Genomic DNA, 16,879 nt, shown 5'->3' with positions numbered 1-16,879 from the left:
AGCCAGCGCAGAGATCCCATGGGCAGCAGTTTCGGCCAACTGTTTCGCATCAGCACCTTTGGCGAATCCCATGGCGGTGGCGTGGGGGTGATCGTGGATGGCTGCCCACCGAGGCTCCCCCTCGATCTTGCGGCCATTCAGGCGGAGCTCGACCGACGCAGACCGGGCCAGAGCAAGATCACCACGCCGCGCAACGAAGCCGACCAGGTGGAGATCCTCAGCGGCCTGCTTGATGGCGTGACCCTGGGCACACCGATCGCGATGCTGGTGCGCAACAAAGACCAACGCCCCCAGGACTATCGGGAGATGGACGTGGCCTTCCGCCCGTCCCATGCCGATGCCACCTATCAAGCGAAATACGGCATTCAGGCCCGCAGCGGCGGCGGTCGCGCCTCAGCCCGAGAAACCATCGGTCGCGTGGCGGCTGGGGCGATCGCGCGACAGCTTCTCAACAGGAGCCATGGCACGGAGGTGATCGCCTGGGTGAGCCGCATCCACGACCTGGAAGCCAGGGTGGACCCTGCCCAGGTGCAGCGGGCCGATGTGGAGGCCACCATCGTGCGCTGCCCCGATACCGCCATGGCCGAGCGCATGATCGAGCGCATCGAGGCGATCGGCCGCGACGGCGACTCATGTGGTGGCGTGATCGAATGCGTGGTGCGACGCCCGCCGGTGGGGCTGGGGATGCCGGTGTTCGACAAGCTGGAGGCTGATCTCGCCAAAGCGGTGATGTCGCTTCCCGCCACAAAGGGGTTTGAGATCGGCTCAGGCTTTGCAGGCACCCTCCTCAAGGGCAGTGAGCACAACGATGCCTTCCTCCCCAGCGAGGACGGCCGGTTGCGCACCGCCACCAACAACTCGGGCGGTATCCAGGGGGGCATCAGTAACGGCGAGCCGATCCTGATCCGGGTGGGATTCAAACCCACGGCCACGATCCGCCGAGAACAACAGACCATCAATGCCGCCGGCGAGGCCACCACCCTGGCCGCCAAAGGGCGTCACGACCCATGCGTGTTACCCCGTGCGGTGCCGATGGTGGAAGCGATGGTGAACCTGGTGCTGGCGGACCATCTGCTCCGCCAGCACGGCCAATGCAGCCTCCTCAGCTCCGGGCCGGGGAGCTGATGCCGTTGCCGCCGGTGGTGAGGGACGGCAAAGGAGTGGTGCCGAGGCGACCCACCGCCTTGGCCATGCGCTTGGCGACCGAGGTGTTGGTAGATCCGGCAGCGGCACTCTTGCGGGCGCGCCTGGCCGGCCTGGGCTTGCTCTCTGGAGCTTGATCAGCAGCAGCGGCGCGGGCAGAGGACTTCCTGGCCACGACTGTTTTCGCAGCAGTTGTTTTTGCCGCGGCTGGCTTGCGCGTTGTTGCCCGTTTCGCAGCCTTCTTGCCCCCCGAGGTTGTGCCCAGGCGCGCCCGATGGCTCAACACCAGCACCCACTCTTCGTCGCTGAGTGACGACGGCTTACTGCCATGCGCATCAGCCAGTTTGGCCGCTTTCTCGATGTCTTTGATCAGGTTGGCCCAGGACGTGGCAAAGCGCTTATCAGACTGGGAGCGGGCACCACTTTCCACCAGAGACTCCACCACGCCGGCAGCGGTGACCTTCTTGCGCCGTCGATTGAAGATCTCCTTCTGCAGCTGAGCGATCAAGGCATCGGCCTTGTCACTCAATTGAATCGAGAGTTGAGACATAGAACCACAGACGTCTATCTCCTCTGTAGCATCCAAGTCTCACGTCAACCACTCGTCCAAGGCCGGGTCGAGGCGTTCAGCCACGATCGCTGAACGGCCCAGGGCGATCGCGTCATATCCCGCAGCCAGCCAGGCCTTCAAGCCATCGGCCCGTAAACCACCAGCGGCAATCATGAATGGCAGCGGTGCCATCGGCGCCGCCAGCAGGCGGTGGTAGTCGATGCCAAGGCTGGCGGCAGGGAACAGTTTCACCAGCTCACATCCCCAGGTCACAGCGCGATGGATCTCCGACGGCGTCATCACACCGGGGACCAGCACCAGATCGAGGCGCCGAGCCAACGCCAAGAGGACGTCGTCAAGACAGGGCGACATCGCGTAGGCCAGGCCCAGCTCCGCCGCTTGCTCGAGCGCGCGTTGGCAGCGAATCGAAGCGGCACCGATGCTCAGTTGCGGGTGACGCTGCTGCAGAGCACGAATGAGATCAGGCCATTGGGGGGAGTCTGACCAGGCCACCTCCACGTGGCGCACACCCCGATCGGAGAGCTGATCAATCCAGGCGCACAGTTGAGTGCGTGAGAGATCGATCGCACTGAGATCGGAAGGATCGGGTCGGAACACCATCAAGAGGGGATGGGCTCGAAGCGACACGATCAACTCCCGCTGACGCGCACGCCAGCGGGAATGGTCGGCAACGCCTGAATCAGACGTATTCGGCAACCCGGACGTCCCGACGCATCAGAAGCTCCTGAAGATCCTCAGCGTCGACCGTTTCCTGATCGACCAGCATTTCCGCCAGTTCATCGAGCACGGAACGGTTCTGCGTGAGCACCTGGGTGGCCCGCTTGTAGGCAACCGAGACGAGATCGGACACCTCCTCATCGATGGTGGCTGCGGTGTCTTCCGAAAAATCGCGCTCCGCTGCGATGTCGCGCCCCAGGAACATGCCTCCCTGGGCGCGGCCCAGCGCCACCGGGCCCAGCTTGTCGCTCATGCCGAAGCGGGTGACCATCTGTCGGGCCACCTGAGCCACCTGCTGCAAGTCGTTGGAGGCGCCGGTGGTGACTTCGTCTTCGCCGTAGACAATCTCCTCAGCAACACGACCCCCTAGCGCCACAGCCATCTGGTTCTGCAAGTAAGCACGGGAGTAAAGCCCCGATTCCATCCGCTCCTCACTGGGAGTGAAGAAGGTGAGGCCACCGGCCTGACCGCGAGGAATGATCGAAATCTTCTGCACAGGGTCGTAATCAGGCATGAGCGCACCGACGAGGGCATGCCCTGCTTCGTGATAAGCGACCAGTCGCTTCCGCCGTTCACTCATCACCCGATCCTTTTTCTCCGGACCGGCCATCACCCGCTCGATCGCATCACTGATTTCATCGTTGCTCACTTCGGTGAGTTCACGACGCGCCGCGAGGATGGCAGCCTCATTGAGCAGATTGGACAGATCGGCACCGGTGAAGCCGGGCGTGCGGCGAGCCACCTTGTCGAGATCCACATCCTTCGCCAGGGTCTTGCCACGGGCATGCACCTTGAGAATCTGTAGGCGACCGCTGTAATCAGGACGATCCACCACCACCTGACGGTCAAAGCGACCAGGACGCATCAGGGCCGAATCCAGCACGTCGGGGCGATTGGTGGCCGCCACGATGATGATGCCGGTATTGCCCTCGAAGCCATCCATCTCCGTGAGGAGCTGGTTGAGGGTTTGTTCACGCTCGTCGTTGCCACCGCCCAAACCAGCGCCACGCTGACGCCCGACCGCATCAATCTCATCGATGAACACGATGCAAGGTGCGTTCTTCTTGGCCTGCTCGAACAGATCGCGCACGCGGCTGGCACCGACGCCCACAAACATCTCCACGAACTCGGAGCCGGAGATCGAGAAGAACGGAACGCCAGCTTCTCCAGCCACGGCCTTGGCGAGAAGGGTTTTTCCGGTTCCGGGAGGCCCCACCAGCAGCACACCCTTGGGAATCTTGGCGCCGACGGCGGTGAAACGGTCGGGGTTCTTGAGGAAATCCACGACCTCGGTGAGCTCAAGCTTGGCGCCTTCAATCCCCGCCACATCCCCGAAGGTGATCTGCGTGGAGGGCTCCATCTGTACCCGCGCCTTGCTCTTGCCGAAATTCATGGCCGGGTTGCCACCACCCCCGCCGCCCTGCGCGCGACGGAACAGGAAGAACAGTCCCCCCAGAAGCAGCAAGGGGAAGATCAGACTGCCTGCTGCTTGCTGCCAGGCACCGGGCTGCCGGGTGGGCTGCACGGCGATGTCCACGTTGTGCTCAGTGAGCAGCTTGAGCAGATCCTTGTCGGGGGCGAGGTTCACCTCAGCGCGGCGACCATCGTTCTCCACCACCTGGGCGGTGCCCCGATCGGGTGAGATCAACACGCGGCTGACCTGGTTGTCCTGCACCGCCTCCACAAAGTCGCTGTAGCGAAGGGTGCGGGCCGCGGTGGATGGATCCGGTCGATCGAGGAAAGCGGTGCCCACCACGATCACGACCACGACGAGGAGCACGTAGAGCCCCACATTGCGCCAGCGCTTGTTCAAGATTGCCTCGCCTCTGATGAAGGAATGTTAATGGGTTCCTGAGAGCTCAGGCGGCCCGCAGCACGTCCACCACGCTACGGAAGGCGAACCATTCAGGGATCTCCTCGCCGCTGCGGAGCAGCTTGCGGAACTGGGTGCCGCTGAGCTTCTTCACATGCAGCCCACGGGCCTCCGCGTGCTCAGCCGTCACATACCCCTCCTCTTCGGTGTAAACGAGGTTGAGGGAGGGCACCGTTTCCATCATCAGCTCAGGGGCACACTCTTTGGCGAAGTTCTGAGCGTCGTAAGGGCCGTAGAAGTCCTCGCCAGTGAGCGATGACTTGCAGCCGGCCATATCGCGGCCGATGATGAAGTGGGTGCAGCCGTAATTGCGGCGAATGATCATGTGCTGGAGCGCCTCGCGAGGCCCTGCCATGTGCATGGCGTAGGGAAGGTAAGCCCAGCGGATGCGGGGGTTCTCCACCTCGGCGGCGAGTCGCTCATAGGTCTGAAACCGCACCGTGCCGGGAATGTCGTCCTGCTGGGTGGGGCCGCAGGTGGGATGCACCAACACCACAGCGTTCTCACTCACATTGCTGGCGTGGAGCGCCCGGGTGAACAGTTCGTAGTGAGCGCGATGGATCGGATTGCGGCACTGGAAAGCCACCACGTCCTCTCCCTCTGGCAGACCAGCCCGCACCTCCGCCGGCGTCTTGCACGGGAACACCCGCTTCGGCAGCTCTAGCCCCTGCACCAGGCCACCGAGATAAAAACGACGACGCTCTGTGGCAATCATGCGCACCGCCGGATGTTCCAGCGACGTGGTGCCGTAACAGCCCTTGGCCTCCACCACCTTGTCGGGCTCCCATTTGTCTTCGATGGTGAGCACTGCCAGGTCCTGGCCCTTGTAAGTGAGCAGCACCTTGTCGCCGATGGCCACATCCTCTCGATCGGTGTCCATCACGATCGGCAGGCCGAAGAGGTAGCCCGAGGTGGTGCGGTGCCCCGACACCACAGCCTCGTAGTCGGCACGGTGCATGAAGCCACGCTCGGGGGAGAACCCTCCCACCACCAACAGCTCCACATCGCAGGCATTGCGATCGGAACACTCGATGCTGGTAGTAGCTGACGCCTTGACGGCTGCCTGCTCGGTGGTGGGCACCATCAGATCCACCAGGGTGCCGCCATAGGGGGCGATCACTCCGGATGCCTGAGAACTGGAGGTGGAGGCAGTCATGACAGGCGCGACGATCAATCAGGAGACGGCGCGATTCTCCCAGATCACAACCCCAGGTCGTCATCAAAAAAGGGGGGCCGCGCCCCCCTGAATCCCTGAGTGGACACCCTGATCAGGGCATCAGGCCCCTTCCAGGCGACCGTAGAGCTCACCGCTGATCTTCACATCCACGATTTCGCGACCACCCATATCAGAGTCGGAGGGCTGTATGGCGGTGAACACACCAGCGAATTCACCGGTCTCCGGATCGACCTTAGTGATCGACAGGCTCATCACACCGGTGCCATCGATGTAGCGCTTGACGTTCTCGGTCTGCAGCTCCTCGTAATCACCACCCAGGCCGATCAGTCCCTGGGGGTAGTCGACACCGGTGGTCAGGGCCCGACCCTTGGGGTCGATGAAGTTGCTGGTGCGATAGCTGGGGGTGCGATAAGTGCCTTCAAAATCGGTGCTGGTCGTGATGGCGGATCCCGATGCCGTGGCCTGAAGATTCTTGCTGGAGAAAGTGAAGGGGTACTCCTCACCGCCTGGAATGAGCACGGTGATCGGCTGGAAATCGATGCCACCCTTTTCCGAGAAGCTGAGACCCTCCTCGCTCACTTCAAGATCGCCATACACCTCATCAAGGCTGGAGGTGTAGCGCGTCAGAATCTTGCCCTCTACAAATTGGGCTTCCTGGCGCTTATTCGCTGGCTCGCCCTTCACAGACACCTGTAAGGGGTGCATGCAGACATCGCGCAATTCATAGGAACCGCCTATGTCGAGCGCAATGGAGCCACGGGCGGAATCAGACAGGGTCGGGCAATCGTTCGCCTTGCCCGTGTTGACGATGTCTTCGTAGCGGGTTGCATTGGAACGGTCGACCGCCTGGGCACCACCACTGCATGCAGTGACCAGGGTGAGACAGAGAGCCAGCACCAAGGCCAGCAGGGGACGGATGCTCATGAAAGGAAGCCGATTGGCCAGACGACGACGGTATCCACCGATCAGGCGGATCCTACAGGGGTCAAACCGGAGGTCCGGCTAGCCTTTTGCAGCTCTCAACAACCCGTCGCGATCCCGTGTCCAGCCCCGACGCCACCACTCCCCTGGGAGCACTGCAGGAGCGGCTGGTCCCCCTGCTCACCGCCCTGCAGGACCTTGCCGAAGAGTGCAGCGACCAGCCTGAAGCGCTGCTGGAGATCCTGCGCAGCATTGAGGGCCTGCATCGCAGCATTCAGGACGGCCCCTTCCGGAGCAGTCTTCCCGAAGACCGCAACAAGCTCTTCACCCTGCTTCAGGCGATGGAACGCAGTGGCGGTTGGCCCTACATCCCTCGCCTTCAGCTGAAGACATTCATCGAACTGCTCGATCAGGATCCAGCGGGCATGGCGGCCTGATTCAGGCTCTCGAGCAGCCGGTCCAGCAACGCGTGAGCCAGGCCTGATTTGTCCATCGTTGGGATGGATTCCAGGGTCGGCTCCGCCCCCGGCCTGCGATCCAGCCCCAGCAAGCATCCACCATTGGCGGCAGCACCGAATCCCTGTCCTGGCCGATCGATCGGGTTGGCGAACAGCCAGTCGCAGCCCTTCGCCCTGATCTTGGCTTTGGCCCGCTCCTGAAGTGTGGCGTCATCGCCACTGAGGGCGGCAAACCCGAGGCAAACCTGGTCGCGACGTCTGTTGTGCACCAAGGTCGCCAGGAGATCGGGCACAAGCTCCAGGTCGCCGACGAGGGCCGACGCCGTGATCTCTTTGCTGGCTTTCGACGCCGCCGGACCACCCCGTCGCCGCCAGTCAGCGACGGCAGCGGCCATCACCAGGGCGTCGGCCTCAGGCCAATTGGCTTCAAGGGCCCGCCCCATCTGCACGGCGCTCTCGACCGCTTCACAACACAGCCCTTCCAGCCAGGCCTGCGGCAGGTTGAGCGGACCATGCACGAGCGTGACCGCAGCGCCCCGCAGCCGAGCCGCCTGCGCGATCAACACCCCCATGCGCCCACTGCTGCGATTGCTGATCAACCGTGCCGGGTCAAGCGCTTCCACGGTCGGGCCAGCAGACACCAGCAGCCTGCGCCCTGCCCAGTCCCTGGGAAGGTGCCCGGCCGGGTCGGCCTGCATCAGGGCATGGGCGGCGGCCAGTTCAATCAACTCGGGCGACGCCATCCGTCCTTCGCCAATGCGATCGCAGGCCAGCAGACCCGCGGCAGGATCGAGGGCCCACACCCGCGGATCGGCCTGCAGTTGCTGCCAATTCCGGCGCACGGCGGCCTGGGTCCACATGCCGGTGTTCATGGCCGCTGCCGCCAGCACCGGCCGCTCGCAGGCCAGCAGCACCCCGGCCAGCAGGCCATCCGCCAACCCCTGCGTCCAGCGGGCCAGGCTTGTGGCGCTGAGGGGAGCCACGATCACCAGCTCAGCCCATTCGGCCAGGGCAATGTGGAGTGGACGCGGTTCGCTCGGCTGCCACTGGTCGGCGTCTTGATAACAGCGATGCCGGCTGAGGCAGGCGAGCGCCACCGGACTCACCAGCCTGGCGGCACTGGGGGTGAGCAGGCAGCGCACCTCCGCACCGGCCCGCACGAGAGCACTCACCAACAGCGGGGTCTTGACGGCAGCGATGCTGCCGCTGGCCGCGACAAGCACACGCCTGCCCGCCAGTACGCCCGCAACGGAACGATCAGGCCCGGACAAACGGCTCAGTCCTCATCGAAGGGTTCCTGATCGATCAGATGGACGTAGGGACGCGTCAGATCCGGTCGATGGATGGCCAGAGCCCGAAGCAGATGCCAATCGTCGAGACCGGCGAAGGGCGAGGGGTAGTCGTCCTCTTCAAGGCGTTGCGCCAGCACAGCGACGGCCTCTTCATCAAAAGCGTCGAGTTGATCCTGCGTCATGGCAGCGCTGGATCCTGAACCGCTGGTCATGGAACAGCCGAAGCCTCGACATCCCATTCATTTTGCCTGGAGGACAGCGCTACATTCCCTCCATCGGGGAATTAGCTCAGCTGGTAGAGCGCTGCGATCGCACCGCAGAGGTCAGGAGTTCGAATCTCCTATTCTCCATTGAGGATCCGTCAGCGCGGATGAACTGGACCAGCGAAGCCGAGCAGGCTCTCAGAGAAGTGCCTTTCTTCGTGCGGCCTGCCGTGCGGAAACGCATCGAAGCGATGGCCCGGGAGTCGGAGCAGGATCCGATCGACCTCAGCTTTTACACAGAGGCGCGCGCCCGCTTCGGTCAGTCATGACCTTCCCCTCGCCCATTGCGATGCGCCGATCCACCTGGCTGACAGGGCTGGGCTGTCTGGCGACCCTGAGCGTGATCGCCAGACCATCGGCCTTGCTCACCTTCGGGTTGATTGCCCTGGCCGGACAACTCGGGCGGGCGGGTCGCAGGGCCTGACCCGCAATTTGGTAAAAGGGAGGCTGAAGGGTCGCCGCAGCAATGTCACAGTCCAAACGGGAACAGGTGGTGAGTCATCTGCGCTACATCCGACAGGAATTGCGCGAGATGCATCAAGGTGTCATGGAAGACGGCCTGCTGCCGGAAGCGGGAGAAGTGCGCGGCGTGATGGCCCAGATGGAAGCGTTGCTGGAGCTGCTGGAAGGCAAGGGTTCACGCAAAGCCAAGGCTGAATCAGACTGAGATCCTGCGCTAGCCCTCTTGCCAAACCGGTCGGCAAAGGCTTTCTTGATGCCAATCCCATCATTCAGCCCGACGTGATCGGATCGATCGATCGCGAAACCCTATCGGTAGTGTTTGGCGACAGCAGATTCCCTGCACTTGGTGTATACAAGCGTTGGCAGGGCTTCGGGCTGGGTGATGGGGATCCTTGGGACGATTCCCTGCCACTTTTTCTTTTTCAGCCAGCGCGTCTTGCAGGTCGATGACTTCCCGCCTGCAATCCACCCGGCTGCAAACCCGCCTTGGAGAGTGGACGACGCGCCTGAGTGAATGGGCGCAGAACCCCTGGCGGCGGAGCTCACTGCTGCTGATCGTGTTGATGACGGGGTTCTTCCTCGGCAACGCCATTGGCAGCATCACGGGTGCCAATGGCTTGATGGATCCGATCGCCGCGCTGGTCACGGTGGTGATCTGGGAGGTGATGGTGCGCCTGCGCCGCTCTTGGCGCCCCAACCTGCGCGGAGTGCTGGGTGTGCAAATGCTCGACATGGCCAGGATTGGCCTGCTTTACGGCCTTCTGCTCGAGGGCTTCAAGCTGCTGTGACGGGCCCAGTTGAAGGGCACAGACAAAACGGACGGTTCTCCATAGTCTGCGGAGACAGAGCATCGAAGCGAAGCCCCATGGCTGGTGAGCATTTCTTCCTGGAGCTGGAGCCCCCTGAGGAGCGGCTGCGCCATGCCCCCCACGTGGTGATCGTGGGAGGTGGTTTCGCCGGGGTCCGCGCTTGCAAGGCCCTGGCCCATGCCGATGTCCGCATCACCCTGATCGACAAACGCAACTTCAACCTGTTCCAGCCCTTGCTCTATCAAGTGGCCACCGGACTGGTCTCCCGCGGTGATGTCGCCACGCCCCTGCGCCAGCTGGTGGGGAGTCAGCGCAATGTGCAGGTGCTGCTCGGCGAGGTGACCCAGATCCACCCGGCCGGGAAACAGATCGTCTTCAACGGCAAGGCCTACAGCTACGACCACTTGGTACTGGCGACTGGCTCAGGCAGCACCTTCTTCGGCCATGAAGACTGGCGCACCTTCGCGCCGCCGATGAAGATCCTCGAGCACGCTGAGGAAATCCGCCGCCGACTGCTGATGGCGCTGGAACAGGCGGAACAGACTCCCGATCCCCAGGTGCGTCAGTTCCTGCAGACCGTGGTGATCGTGGGTGGCGGTCCCACCGGCTGCGAAATGGCCGGCGCCGTGTCGGAACTGATGCGCAACGCCATGCGTCGGGAGTTTCGGCAATTGAACCCCGACACCACGCGGATCGTGCTGGTGGATCCCGGGGATCGGGTGCTCCGGGCGATGCCGGAGATGCTCTCGGATGCAGCCCGCAAAACCCTGGAAGGCCTCGGGGTGGAAATGCTCTTCAAGGGACGCGTTCAGACCATGCGTCCAGGGGAGGTCACGGTTGGCACACCGGAAGGTGATCGTCGCCTGCAGGCGGCCACGGTGATCTGGACCGCCGGCGTGCGCCCCTCCCACCTCGGGCGCAAGTTGGCAGAGGAAATCGAGTGTGAGCTCGATCGTGGCGGCCGTGTGGTGGTGGAGCCCGATTTCTCCGTGAAAGGGCATCCGGAGATCCGGGTGGTCGGTGATCTCTGCTGCTACAAGCACACCAAAGACGGCAAGCCACTGCCTGGAATGGCAGGGCCCGCCACCCAAGCCGGCGGTTTCGTCGGCAAAGACATCGCCGCGATCGTGGCCGGAAATAACCGACCCAACTTCAGCTGGTTTGACTTCGGCAGCATGGCCGTGCTCGATCGGGTCTCAGCCGTGGCCGACCTGCGCGGCTTCAAATTCTCCGGCGGCATCGGCTGGCTGCTCTGGGCTGCTGCCCACCTCGCCTTCATGCCGGATCGAGAAAACCGGGTGTCGCTTCTCTACAAGTGGCTGGTGGCTGTGGTGACCCAGCAGCGAGCCTCCATGCTGCTCACCGGCATGCCGAGCCAGCACATGGGCCTGGATGCACCGGACGCGCCCTTCCCGATGAAGAGCGGCAGTGGCCCCTCGATCGCCTCCCCCGATGCCGCCCTCAAAGCAGCGATCGACTACTACTCCAATCACGTGTCCGGCCTGGGGGATCAAGCCGGCGAAGCCAGCGCTGATTCGGCTGAAGACTCCACCGCCGCCATCAAATAGAGCAGGGCCATGCGGATCGGCACGCCATTCCGCACCTGCTCCTCCACCAGGCAGCAACGCCGATCATCAAGCAGGGCCCCGGTCATCTCCACACCCCGATTCACCGGCCCAGGGTGGAGCACCGGCACCTGTTTGCCGCAGCGTTCCAAACGGGCATGGCTCAGCCCATAGGCGCGGTGATAACGGTCGAGATCCGTCAGCAGGTGCTGGCGCATGCGCTCCTTCTGCAAGCGCAGCGTCATCACGGCGTCGACCCCGGGCAGGGCGGCATCGAGGTCATGGATCACGCTGATCCGGCCCCGCTGCGGCACCGGATCCCCAGATTGCCCTGGAGGGGGCGCCTCCACGAAGGCGGCGAACTGAGGCGGCACCAGGCTCGGAGGGCCGCAAAGCACCACCTCCGCGCCGCAGGCTGTCAGAGCCCAAAGATTGGAGCGGGCCACCCGGGAATGGAGGATGTCGCCCACGATCAGAATCCGCTTGCCCCGCAAGGCCTCGGGCAAAGGGTGCAGAGGATCGAAAACCTGGGCCAGGGTGTAGAGATCCAGCAGTCCCTGGCTGGGATGGCTGTGGAGTCCATCGCCACCGTTGAGCACCACGGTGCGCTCACCGGCCGCCTCCAAAGCCTCCGCCAGCTGCTGGGGAACACTGGTGCACTGATGGCGCACCACGAGCACATCCGCGCCCATGGCCACGTAGGTGCGGGCGGTGTCGAGCAGCGATTCACCCTTACTCAGAGAACTGCTGCCTGGCGAAAAACTCGAGACATCGGCAGAAAGACGCCTGGCCGCCAGCTCGAAGCTGCTGCGCGTGCGGGTGCTGGGCTCAAAAAAGAGGGTGGCCACCAAGCGACCCTGAAGCGCGGGCAGCTTGCGGGCACCGGTCACAGGCAGGGCCCGGAAACGATGCGCCAACTCGAGCACAGCAGCGAAATCCTCCCGCGAGAAGGCGGCGAGATCGAGGATGTGGCGATGGGTCCAGGCGCTCATACCGCGCTGGTCCCCTCAGGGCTCCAGGCCTTTGCCTTCGTTGGCATCCGATCGCCGCTCGCCCGCCGGCTGACGCTCCGACTGGCCTTGAGGTACCAGCGCCAGGGCCAATCTTGCCCTTGGGCAATGCCGATCCGTGTGGTGCTCACAAGCTCAGGTTGACCAAGAACGGAAGGCCGGGGAGCCAACCAAAAGCCATTCTCACCACAGACGGACCAGCTGTCATGAGCTCGGTCGATGCCAAAGCGACGAGCCAGCAGCCCTGGCCCGGCCGCCACCCGCTCTGGCTCGCCTGGAAGCGCCACAGCCCGCAGCAGCACCCCATTGGCCCAATCAGCGCGATCGGTCACCACGTTCACGCAGTGGTGAATGCCATAGCTCACATACACATAAAACCGCCCAGGCTCACCAAAGAGCGTTTCGTTGCTGGGGGAGCGGCGGCGATAGCCGTGGCAGGCGGGCTCCTCCTGGGAATACGCCTCCGTTTCCACAATCACCCCCCAGAGCAGCTCGCCATCGGGTTGGCGTTTCACCAGCCGGCAGCCGATCAGGTCGGGGGCGACCAGCTGGGCGGGGCGGGCGAAGAAGCTGCGGGGGAGGGCTGAGCAAGCGATGGACAGATGCTCATGTGCTCTCGATCATGCCTGCAACGCGTCCAGCCCGCCCGCCTGTCTCAGTTCAACCATGAACGAACGCTTCTCAAGCATCGCTCCCTTCGGACGTTCGGTGTTCTGGCCGTGTCTAGTGGCCTTCGGCTAACCCATGCCCGTCAACGCCACCCTCCAGCAACGCCGCGACCTCTGCTTCCTGGTGCTGGCAGGCCTGTTCCTCGGCACCCTCGGGATGCTCAACATTCTTGGCCTCACACGGTTTCTCGAACTCGGGCACATCGGCTCCTGGCCGATCGTGGTCGCCGTTGGCGCCCTTCCCTACCCGATCACGTTTCTCTGCACCGATCTGATCAGCGAACTGTGGGGAGAACAACGGGCTGCCCAGGTGGTGTGGGTGGGCTTATTGCTCAATGGCTGGGTGGTGCTGATCCTCTGGCTGGGAGGCCTCCTGCCAGGACTGGCCGATGCGCCGGAGGCAACCTTCTTTGAGATTCAACGCCTCGCCTTCGGCTCGGTGGGGGCCTCCATGGCGGCCTATCTCACGGCCCAGTTCGTGGATGTGCGCCTCTTCCATTTTTGGAAACAACGCACCAATGGCCAAGCGCTCTGGCTTCGCAACAACGGCTCGACGCTGATCAGCCAGCTGGTCGACACCAGTGCGGTCGTGCTGATCAGCCACTACGGCGCCCACGTGCTGCCCGTGCGCGCCGGCGAACCGGTGCTGCCTCAGCTCGGCGCGTTCATTGCCAGTGGCTATCTGTTTAAAGCCCTTGCCGCACTCGCCGACACCATGCCTTTCATCTGGCTCACCGGCTGGCTGCGCCAATGGCTGGACGTGCCCAGGCGTGGGAGCGAAATCGGCGGCGATCTCGATGACGAACCGCGCACGGGGAGCGTGACAAGCGCCTAATCCCTGCCAGGCTTCAACGAGATGGACGATGTCTGATGGACGCAGCTCTTTCCGGTTTCAACCTGGGCACCGTGCTGCTGTTCGGCAGTGGTCTGTTCGTGCTGGCAACGCTCTACTTCGGCACCCGGGGCGGTTACTACAACACCGATCAATACGACGGCAACGGCACCGCCCATTGATGCCATTCAGACTGGCGTGATGACATCACCCCTGCCCGGTCCCGTCACCAACACTGACGCCATCCGCCTCGATCTTCAGACCTGGCCCGACGTGGAGGCCTACCTGGAGCAGTGCAAAGGCGTGATCCTTCCCTTGGGATCCACCGAACAGCACGGCCCCACCGGAGCGATCGGCACCGACGCCCTAACCGCCGAAGCGGTGGCTCTAGAACTGGGCCAACGCAGCGGTGTATTCGTGACGCCGACCCAGGCCTTTGGCATGGCCGAACATCACCTGGGCTTTGCCGGCACCATGAGCCTGCAGCCGAGCACGCTCCTCAGCGTGTTGCACGATCTGGTGCTGTCGCTGGCCAGCCATGGCTTCGAGCGAATCTTTGTGGTGAATGGGCACGGCGGCAACATCGCCACGGCCAAGGCTGCCTTCGCCCAGGCCTACGGCACGGCTGCGAGCCGCGGCCTCGCGGTGGCGCCACGCTTGCGCTGCAAACTGGCCAACTGGTTCATGGCCGGGCCAGTGATGCGTCGGGCACGGGAGCTCTACGGCGAACGGGAGGGCCAGCACGCCACCCCGAGCGAGATTGCCCTCACCCTGCATCTGCACAACTGCCTGCAGAGCAAGCAGCGCCCCCTGCCGGAGCCAGCTGCCTGCGGGCCCATCCATGGTCCGGTGGATTTCCGTGCGCGTTACCCCGATGGCCGCATGGGATCCGATCCCTTCCTGGCCACGCCAGACCATGGCGCTGAACTGCTCGACGCGGCCGCCACCGCCCTGCGCGAAGATCTGGAGACTTTCCTCAACGCCGCATGAGCAAGATCACGGCTGACGACGTGCGCAAGGTGGCGCAGCTGGCGCGTCTCGAACTGCCTGAAGACACGATCTCCACCTACACCGGCCAGCTGGAGCGCATCCTCGATTACGTCGACCAGCTGCAGGCCGTGGACACCGATGGTGTTCCCCCCACCACCCGCGCCGTGGAGGTGATCAATGCCACCCGCGATGATCGCGTTGTGGCCACTGACGTGCGCGAAGAATTGCTGGATCAGGCGCCGCAGCGGGAGGGGGATTTCTTCCGGGTGCCGAAGATCCTGGCGGATTGATTCAGGAGCCCCGACGGGACGGCGTCACAGCCGTGCGTTGCAACAAGTTCAACCACCCACGTCGCATGCGACGGCTCGGCATCACCCGGGCCAGAGGTCGCATCTTGCTGCCATGGGGCTTGTGGCTGCGCACTCCAAGAAAGATGTCATAAAGGAAATTCACCAGATCGTGACGGGTCTCAAACAGGCCCAGACGCTGGGGAGAACCTTTGGCATCCAGCAACGGCTTGGTGGCTTCATAGGCCGGCTTGTATTCAAACCAGGGGATCGAGGGCCAGAGGTGATGCACCAGGTGATAGTTCTGGCCCATGATCAGCCAGTTCATCGTTCGCCCCGGATACACGCGAGCGTTCAACCAGCGGTTGCGCGACAGAAAGGGGCGGTGGGGCAGGTAATCAAAAAACAACCCCAACGTGACACCCACCATCAGGGCAGGGGCAAACCAGCAATTGAAGATGAAAGGCAGGAAGCCAAAGCGCACCGCCGCCACGATGATCGTGAAAAACACGGCACGCTCCAAGCCCCATTGCATTAATTCCCAGCGCTTCCAGAGCTTGCGCTGAAAGAAAAACACCTCGTGATAGAAGAAACGCGGTGCAATCAACCAGAGCGGGCCAAAGGTGCTCACGATGTGGTCCGGGTCGTTCTTCGGATCGTTCACATGGGAGTGGTGCTGGAGATGCACGCGGGTGAACACGGGAAAGCTGAATCCCAGCAGCAGGGCTGAGCCATGGCCCATCGCCTGGTTGATCCAGGGCACCGGATGGGCCGCCTTATGGCAGGCGTCGTGCACGACCGTGCCTTCCAGATGCAAAGCAAGAAACCCGGTGATCAGCAGCAAGGGCAGAGGCCAGCCCCCCACAAACCATCCCCACACCGTGAGGGCAGCCAAGCCGTAACCGCCAAGGAAGAGCGCCACGGTGGGATTCCAGGCCCCAGGAGGATCCAGGAATTCCCTCGGCACGGACCGCCGTGGTGCGACGGCCTGCGGGGGCGTGTCGCCGGACGACGCCATGGCCTGAACGGAAGCCTGTGTCATCGGTGGACGCGACCCTCTCAACATGCCAGAAGCGTTATGACCCTAGGAGACAAGTGATGCCCACCGGGGGACTTGAACCCCCACGACCGAAGCCACTGGTACCTAAAACCAGCGCGTCTACCAATTCCGCCAGATGGGCAAGGGCTGAACTCTAGGCATCGACCCAGAATGGACCCAAGCGGCGGAATGTTCGAATGCTGGCCACCCTCACAGGGGATCTCTGTCTGCTGGCGGGTCTGGCCCTGCTGCTGCTGCCCCTGCTCGCCACCGAGCTGAGCCGCCCCCGCGACAGCGCCTGGGGAGCCCTGGTGCTCCTGCTCGGGCTGGTGCTGGTGACCAGCAGTGATCGCCTGCGCGGCGCCCCGATGCTGGCCGTGGTCTGCGCCACGCTGCTGATCACCCGATTGGGGGTGGAAGTTGGTCAGGGGCGCTGGCACCAACTCGGCGAGGAGGAGCGCCAACGACTGCGGTCCAGCGAACGCTGGCGCACCAGCCTGCAGCAGTTGCTGGCTGCCATCCGTCGCCTGGCCGGCAACACCGGCAGCGCCCTGGCCAGCCTCCAACCTCCAACCTCCGCTCCCGACCGTCCGGAGGGAAGCAACCGCAGCGGCAAGCGCTGGGTGAGGCCCGAACCATCAGAACAACAACAAGCGGAAGAACCCCCTGCAGCACAGGACGCCGCCGCTGGAGCGCCATCAGACCCAGGGACGTCTGTTGCCGACGATCCGGAACCCACAGCGGAGCCGCAATCCACCGAAGCTGCCAGCAAGGACGGATAATTCCGGTTGCCGCAGCGCCA

The 16,879-nt window shown here is 63.7% G+C and carries 22 protein-coding genes and 2 tRNA genes; 13 read left to right on the top strand and 11 right to left on the bottom strand.

Annotation, left to right across the window (positions count from 1 at the left end; all coding sequences use genetic code 11):
• Nucleotides 1–18 precede the first annotated feature (18 nt).
• Nucleotides 19–1,125, top strand: coding sequence for a chorismate synthase (aroC, locus tag SynWH8101_RS01910; protein ID WP_130128354.1), 1,107 nt, complete (start codon nt 19–21; stop codon nt 1,123–1,125).
• Here the strand turns inward: aroC and SynWH8101_RS01905 are convergent.
• The 5 genes from SynWH8101_RS01905 to SynWH8101_RS01885 form a co-directional block, all read right to left on the bottom strand.
• Nucleotides 1,103–1,693, bottom strand: coding sequence for a hypothetical protein (locus SynWH8101_RS01905; RefSeq protein ID WP_130128353.1), 591 nt, complete (start codon nt 1,691–1,693; stop codon nt 1,103–1,105). The two genes, aroC and SynWH8101_RS01905, sit on opposite strands and share 23 nt — an antisense overlap.
• 39 nt (nt 1,694–1,732) lie before the next feature.
• Nucleotides 1,733–2,410 (bottom strand): bifunctional 4-hydroxy-2-oxoglutarate aldolase/2-dehydro-3-deoxy-phosphogluconate aldolase, encoded by a 678-nt coding sequence (locus tag SynWH8101_RS01900; protein WP_130128352.1) that lies wholly within the window; start codon nt 2,408–2,410, stop codon nt 1,733–1,735.
• On the bottom strand, nt 2,394–4,244 hold the full coding sequence (ftsH3, locus tag SynWH8101_RS01895) for an ATP-dependent zinc metalloprotease FtsH3 (RefSeq protein ID WP_130128351.1): 1,851 nt from the start codon (nt 4,242–4,244) through the stop codon (nt 2,394–2,396). The genes SynWH8101_RS01900 and ftsH3 overlap by 17 nt, the downstream gene beginning before the upstream one ends.
• Before the next feature lie 46 nt (nt 4,245–4,290).
• Nucleotides 4,291–5,460, bottom strand: coding sequence for a sulfate adenylyltransferase (gene sat, locus SynWH8101_RS01890; RefSeq protein WP_130128350.1), 1,170 nt, complete (start codon nt 5,458–5,460; stop codon nt 4,291–4,293).
• A 120-nt stretch (nt 5,461–5,580) separates the two neighbouring features.
• The gene (locus tag SynWH8101_RS01885; RefSeq protein ID WP_130128349.1) at nt 5,581–6,405 is read right to left on the bottom strand and encodes a photosystem II manganese-stabilizing polypeptide; all 825 of its coding nucleotides are present in this window, start codon (nt 6,403–6,405) and stop codon (nt 5,581–5,583) included.
• Between the two features lie 116 nt (nt 6,406–6,521).
• Between SynWH8101_RS01885 and SynWH8101_RS01880 the strand changes: the two genes are divergently transcribed.
• Entirely contained in the window at nt 6,522–6,839 is a 318-nt protein-coding gene (locus tag SynWH8101_RS01880) for a hypothetical protein (protein ID WP_165380899.1), read from the top strand.
• Here SynWH8101_RS01880 and coaBC read toward each other — a convergent pair.
• Nucleotides 6,812–8,083, bottom strand: a complete 1,272-nt coding sequence (gene coaBC / locus SynWH8101_RS01875) for a bifunctional phosphopantothenoylcysteine decarboxylase/phosphopantothenate--cysteine ligase CoaBC (RefSeq protein WP_254428010.1) — start codon at nt 8,081–8,083, stop codon at nt 6,812–6,814. The two genes, SynWH8101_RS01880 and coaBC, sit on opposite strands and share 28 nt — an antisense overlap.
• Before the next feature lie 53 nt (nt 8,084–8,136).
• Complete coding sequence (locus SynWH8101_RS01870; RefSeq protein ID WP_130128346.1) at nt 8,137–8,364, bottom strand: DUF2555 domain-containing protein; 228 nt, start codon at nt 8,362–8,364, stop codon at nt 8,137–8,139.
• A gap of 65 nt (nt 8,365–8,429) precedes the next feature.
• On the opposite strand from SynWH8101_RS01870, the gene SynWH8101_RS01865 reads away from it, so the two are divergent.
• From SynWH8101_RS01865 to SynWH8101_RS01845, 6 genes are all read left to right on the top strand, one after another.
• A tRNA-Ala gene (locus SynWH8101_RS01865) sits at nt 8,430–8,502 on the top strand.
• Nucleotides 8,503–8,522: 20 nt separating this feature from the next.
• On the top strand, nt 8,523–8,684 hold the full coding sequence (locus tag SynWH8101_RS01860; RefSeq protein ID WP_130128345.1) for a PCP reductase family protein: 162 nt from the start codon (nt 8,523–8,525) through the stop codon (nt 8,682–8,684).
• Nucleotides 8,681–8,839 (top strand): hypothetical protein, encoded by a 159-nt coding sequence (locus SynWH8101_RS13960; RefSeq protein WP_165380877.1) that lies wholly within the window; start codon nt 8,681–8,683, stop codon nt 8,837–8,839. The genes SynWH8101_RS01860 and SynWH8101_RS13960 overlap by 4 nt, the downstream gene beginning before the upstream one ends.
• 42 nt (nt 8,840–8,881) lie before the next feature.
• The gene (locus SynWH8101_RS01855; RefSeq protein WP_007100711.1) at nt 8,882–9,082 is read left to right on the top strand and encodes a hypothetical protein; all 201 of its coding nucleotides are present in this window, start codon (nt 8,882–8,884) and stop codon (nt 9,080–9,082) included.
• Between the two features lie 241 nt (nt 9,083–9,323).
• Nucleotides 9,324–9,665, top strand: coding sequence for a DUF565 domain-containing protein (locus SynWH8101_RS01850; RefSeq protein WP_130128344.1), 342 nt, complete (start codon nt 9,324–9,326; stop codon nt 9,663–9,665).
• 77 nt (nt 9,666–9,742) lie between these two features.
• Entirely contained in the window at nt 9,743–11,254 is a 1,512-nt protein-coding gene (locus SynWH8101_RS01845) for an NAD(P)/FAD-dependent oxidoreductase (protein ID WP_130128343.1), read from the top strand.
• On the opposite strand, the gene SynWH8101_RS01840 is transcribed toward SynWH8101_RS01845, so the two are convergent.
• Both SynWH8101_RS01840 and SynWH8101_RS01835 read right to left on the bottom strand, forming a co-directional pair.
• Entirely contained in the window at nt 11,197–12,243 is a 1,047-nt protein-coding gene (locus SynWH8101_RS01840) for an aspartate carbamoyltransferase catalytic subunit (protein ID WP_130128342.1), read from the bottom strand. The two genes, SynWH8101_RS01845 and SynWH8101_RS01840, sit on opposite strands and share 58 nt — an antisense overlap.
• The gene (locus SynWH8101_RS01835) at nt 12,240–12,863 is read right to left on the bottom strand and encodes a DNA-3-methyladenine glycosylase (protein WP_130128341.1); all 624 of its coding nucleotides are present in this window, start codon (nt 12,861–12,863) and stop codon (nt 12,240–12,242) included. The genes SynWH8101_RS01840 and SynWH8101_RS01835 overlap by 4 nt, the downstream gene beginning before the upstream one ends.
• A gap of 142 nt (nt 12,864–13,005) precedes the next feature.
• Between SynWH8101_RS01835 and SynWH8101_RS01830 the strand changes: the two genes are divergently transcribed.
• Genes SynWH8101_RS01830 through gatC form a run of 4 tightly spaced genes read left to right on the top strand, consistent with a single transcriptional unit; the run spans nt 13,006 to nt 15,041 of the window.
• Nucleotides 13,006–13,764 (top strand): queuosine precursor transporter, encoded by a 759-nt coding sequence (locus SynWH8101_RS01830; RefSeq protein ID WP_130128340.1) that lies wholly within the window; start codon nt 13,006–13,008, stop codon nt 13,762–13,764.
• 35 nt (nt 13,765–13,799) lie between these two features.
• Entirely contained in the window at nt 13,800–13,943 is a 144-nt protein-coding gene (locus SynWH8101_RS13955) for a hypothetical protein (protein WP_164498747.1), read from the top strand.
• 19 nt (nt 13,944–13,962) lie between these two features.
• The gene (locus tag SynWH8101_RS01825) at nt 13,963–14,751 is read left to right on the top strand and encodes a creatininase family protein (protein WP_130128339.1); all 789 of its coding nucleotides are present in this window, start codon (nt 13,963–13,965) and stop codon (nt 14,749–14,751) included.
• Complete coding sequence (gene gatC / locus SynWH8101_RS01820; RefSeq protein WP_130128338.1) at nt 14,748–15,041, top strand: Asp-tRNA(Asn)/Glu-tRNA(Gln) amidotransferase subunit GatC; 294 nt, start codon at nt 14,748–14,750, stop codon at nt 15,039–15,041. The genes SynWH8101_RS01825 and gatC overlap by 4 nt, the downstream gene beginning before the upstream one ends.
• Before the next feature lies 1 nt (nt 15,042).
• Here the strand turns inward: gatC and crtR are convergent, their stop codons facing one another.
• A complete protein-coding gene (gene crtR / locus SynWH8101_RS01815; RefSeq protein ID WP_370587009.1) occupies nt 15,043–16,080 on the bottom strand; it encodes a beta-carotene hydroxylase in 1,038 nt (345 codons plus the stop codon).
• Nucleotides 16,081–16,137: 57 nt separating this feature from the next.
• Nucleotides 16,138–16,219 (bottom strand) — tRNA-Leu (locus SynWH8101_RS01810).
• Between the two features lie 55 nt (nt 16,220–16,274).
• Between SynWH8101_RS01810 and SynWH8101_RS01805 the strand changes: the two genes are divergently transcribed.
• Complete coding sequence (locus tag SynWH8101_RS01805) at nt 16,275–16,859, top strand: Ycf66 family protein (protein WP_130128337.1); 585 nt, start codon at nt 16,275–16,277, stop codon at nt 16,857–16,859.
• Nucleotides 16,860–16,879 lie beyond the last annotated feature (20 nt).

Source organism: Synechococcus sp. WH 8101, from assembly GCF_004209775.1.
Lineage (GTDB): Bacteria > Cyanobacteriota > Cyanobacteriia > PCC-6307 > Cyanobiaceae > Synechococcus_C.
This window is presented reverse-complemented; position numbering and strand designations above follow the sequence as displayed.

Coding starts and splice junctions, on each gene's coding strand:
- aroC (WP_130128354.1), top strand. CDS start 19: ATGGGCAGCAGTTTCGGCCAACTGTTTCGCATCAGCACCTTTGGCGAA.
- SynWH8101_RS01905 (WP_130128353.1), bottom strand. CDS start 1,693: ATGTCTCAACTCTCGATTCAATTGAGTGACAAGGCCGATGCCTTGATC.
- sat (WP_130128350.1), bottom strand. CDS start 5,460: ATGACTGCCTCCACCTCCAGTTCTCAGGCATCCGGAGTGATCGCCCCC.
- SynWH8101_RS01885 (WP_130128349.1), bottom strand. CDS start 6,405: ATGAGCATCCGTCCCCTGCTGGCCTTGGTGCTGGCTCTCTGTCTCACC.
- SynWH8101_RS01870 (WP_130128346.1), bottom strand. CDS start 8,364: ATGACCAGCGGTTCAGGATCCAGCGCTGCCATGACGCAGGATCAACTC.
- SynWH8101_RS01860 (WP_130128345.1), top strand. CDS start 8,523: ATGAACTGGACCAGCGAAGCCGAGCAGGCTCTCAGAGAAGTGCCTTTC.
- SynWH8101_RS13960 (WP_165380877.1), top strand. CDS start 8,681: ATGACCTTCCCCTCGCCCATTGCGATGCGCCGATCCACCTGGCTGACA.
- SynWH8101_RS01855 (WP_007100711.1), top strand. CDS start 8,882: ATGTCACAGTCCAAACGGGAACAGGTGGTGAGTCATCTGCGCTACATC.
- SynWH8101_RS01850 (WP_130128344.1), top strand. CDS start 9,324: ATGACTTCCCGCCTGCAATCCACCCGGCTGCAAACCCGCCTTGGAGAG.
- SynWH8101_RS01845 (WP_130128343.1), top strand. CDS start 9,743: ATGGCTGGTGAGCATTTCTTCCTGGAGCTGGAGCCCCCTGAGGAGCGG.
- SynWH8101_RS01840 (WP_130128342.1), bottom strand. CDS start 12,243: ATGAGCGCCTGGACCCATCGCCACATCCTCGATCTCGCCGCCTTCTCG.
- SynWH8101_RS01830 (WP_130128340.1), top strand. CDS start 13,006: ATGCCCGTCAACGCCACCCTCCAGCAACGCCGCGACCTCTGCTTCCTG.
- SynWH8101_RS13955 (WP_164498747.1), top strand. CDS start 13,800: ATGGACGCAGCTCTTTCCGGTTTCAACCTGGGCACCGTGCTGCTGTTC.
- SynWH8101_RS01825 (WP_130128339.1), top strand. CDS start 13,963: ATGACATCACCCCTGCCCGGTCCCGTCACCAACACTGACGCCATCCGC.
- gatC (WP_130128338.1), top strand. CDS start 14,748: ATGAGCAAGATCACGGCTGACGACGTGCGCAAGGTGGCGCAGCTGGCG.
- crtR (WP_370587009.1), bottom strand. CDS start 16,080: ATGACACAGGCTTCCGTTCAGGCCATGGCGTCGTCCGGCGACACGCCC.
- SynWH8101_RS01805 (WP_130128337.1), top strand. CDS start 16,275: ATGCTGGCCACCCTCACAGGGGATCTCTGTCTGCTGGCGGGTCTGGCC.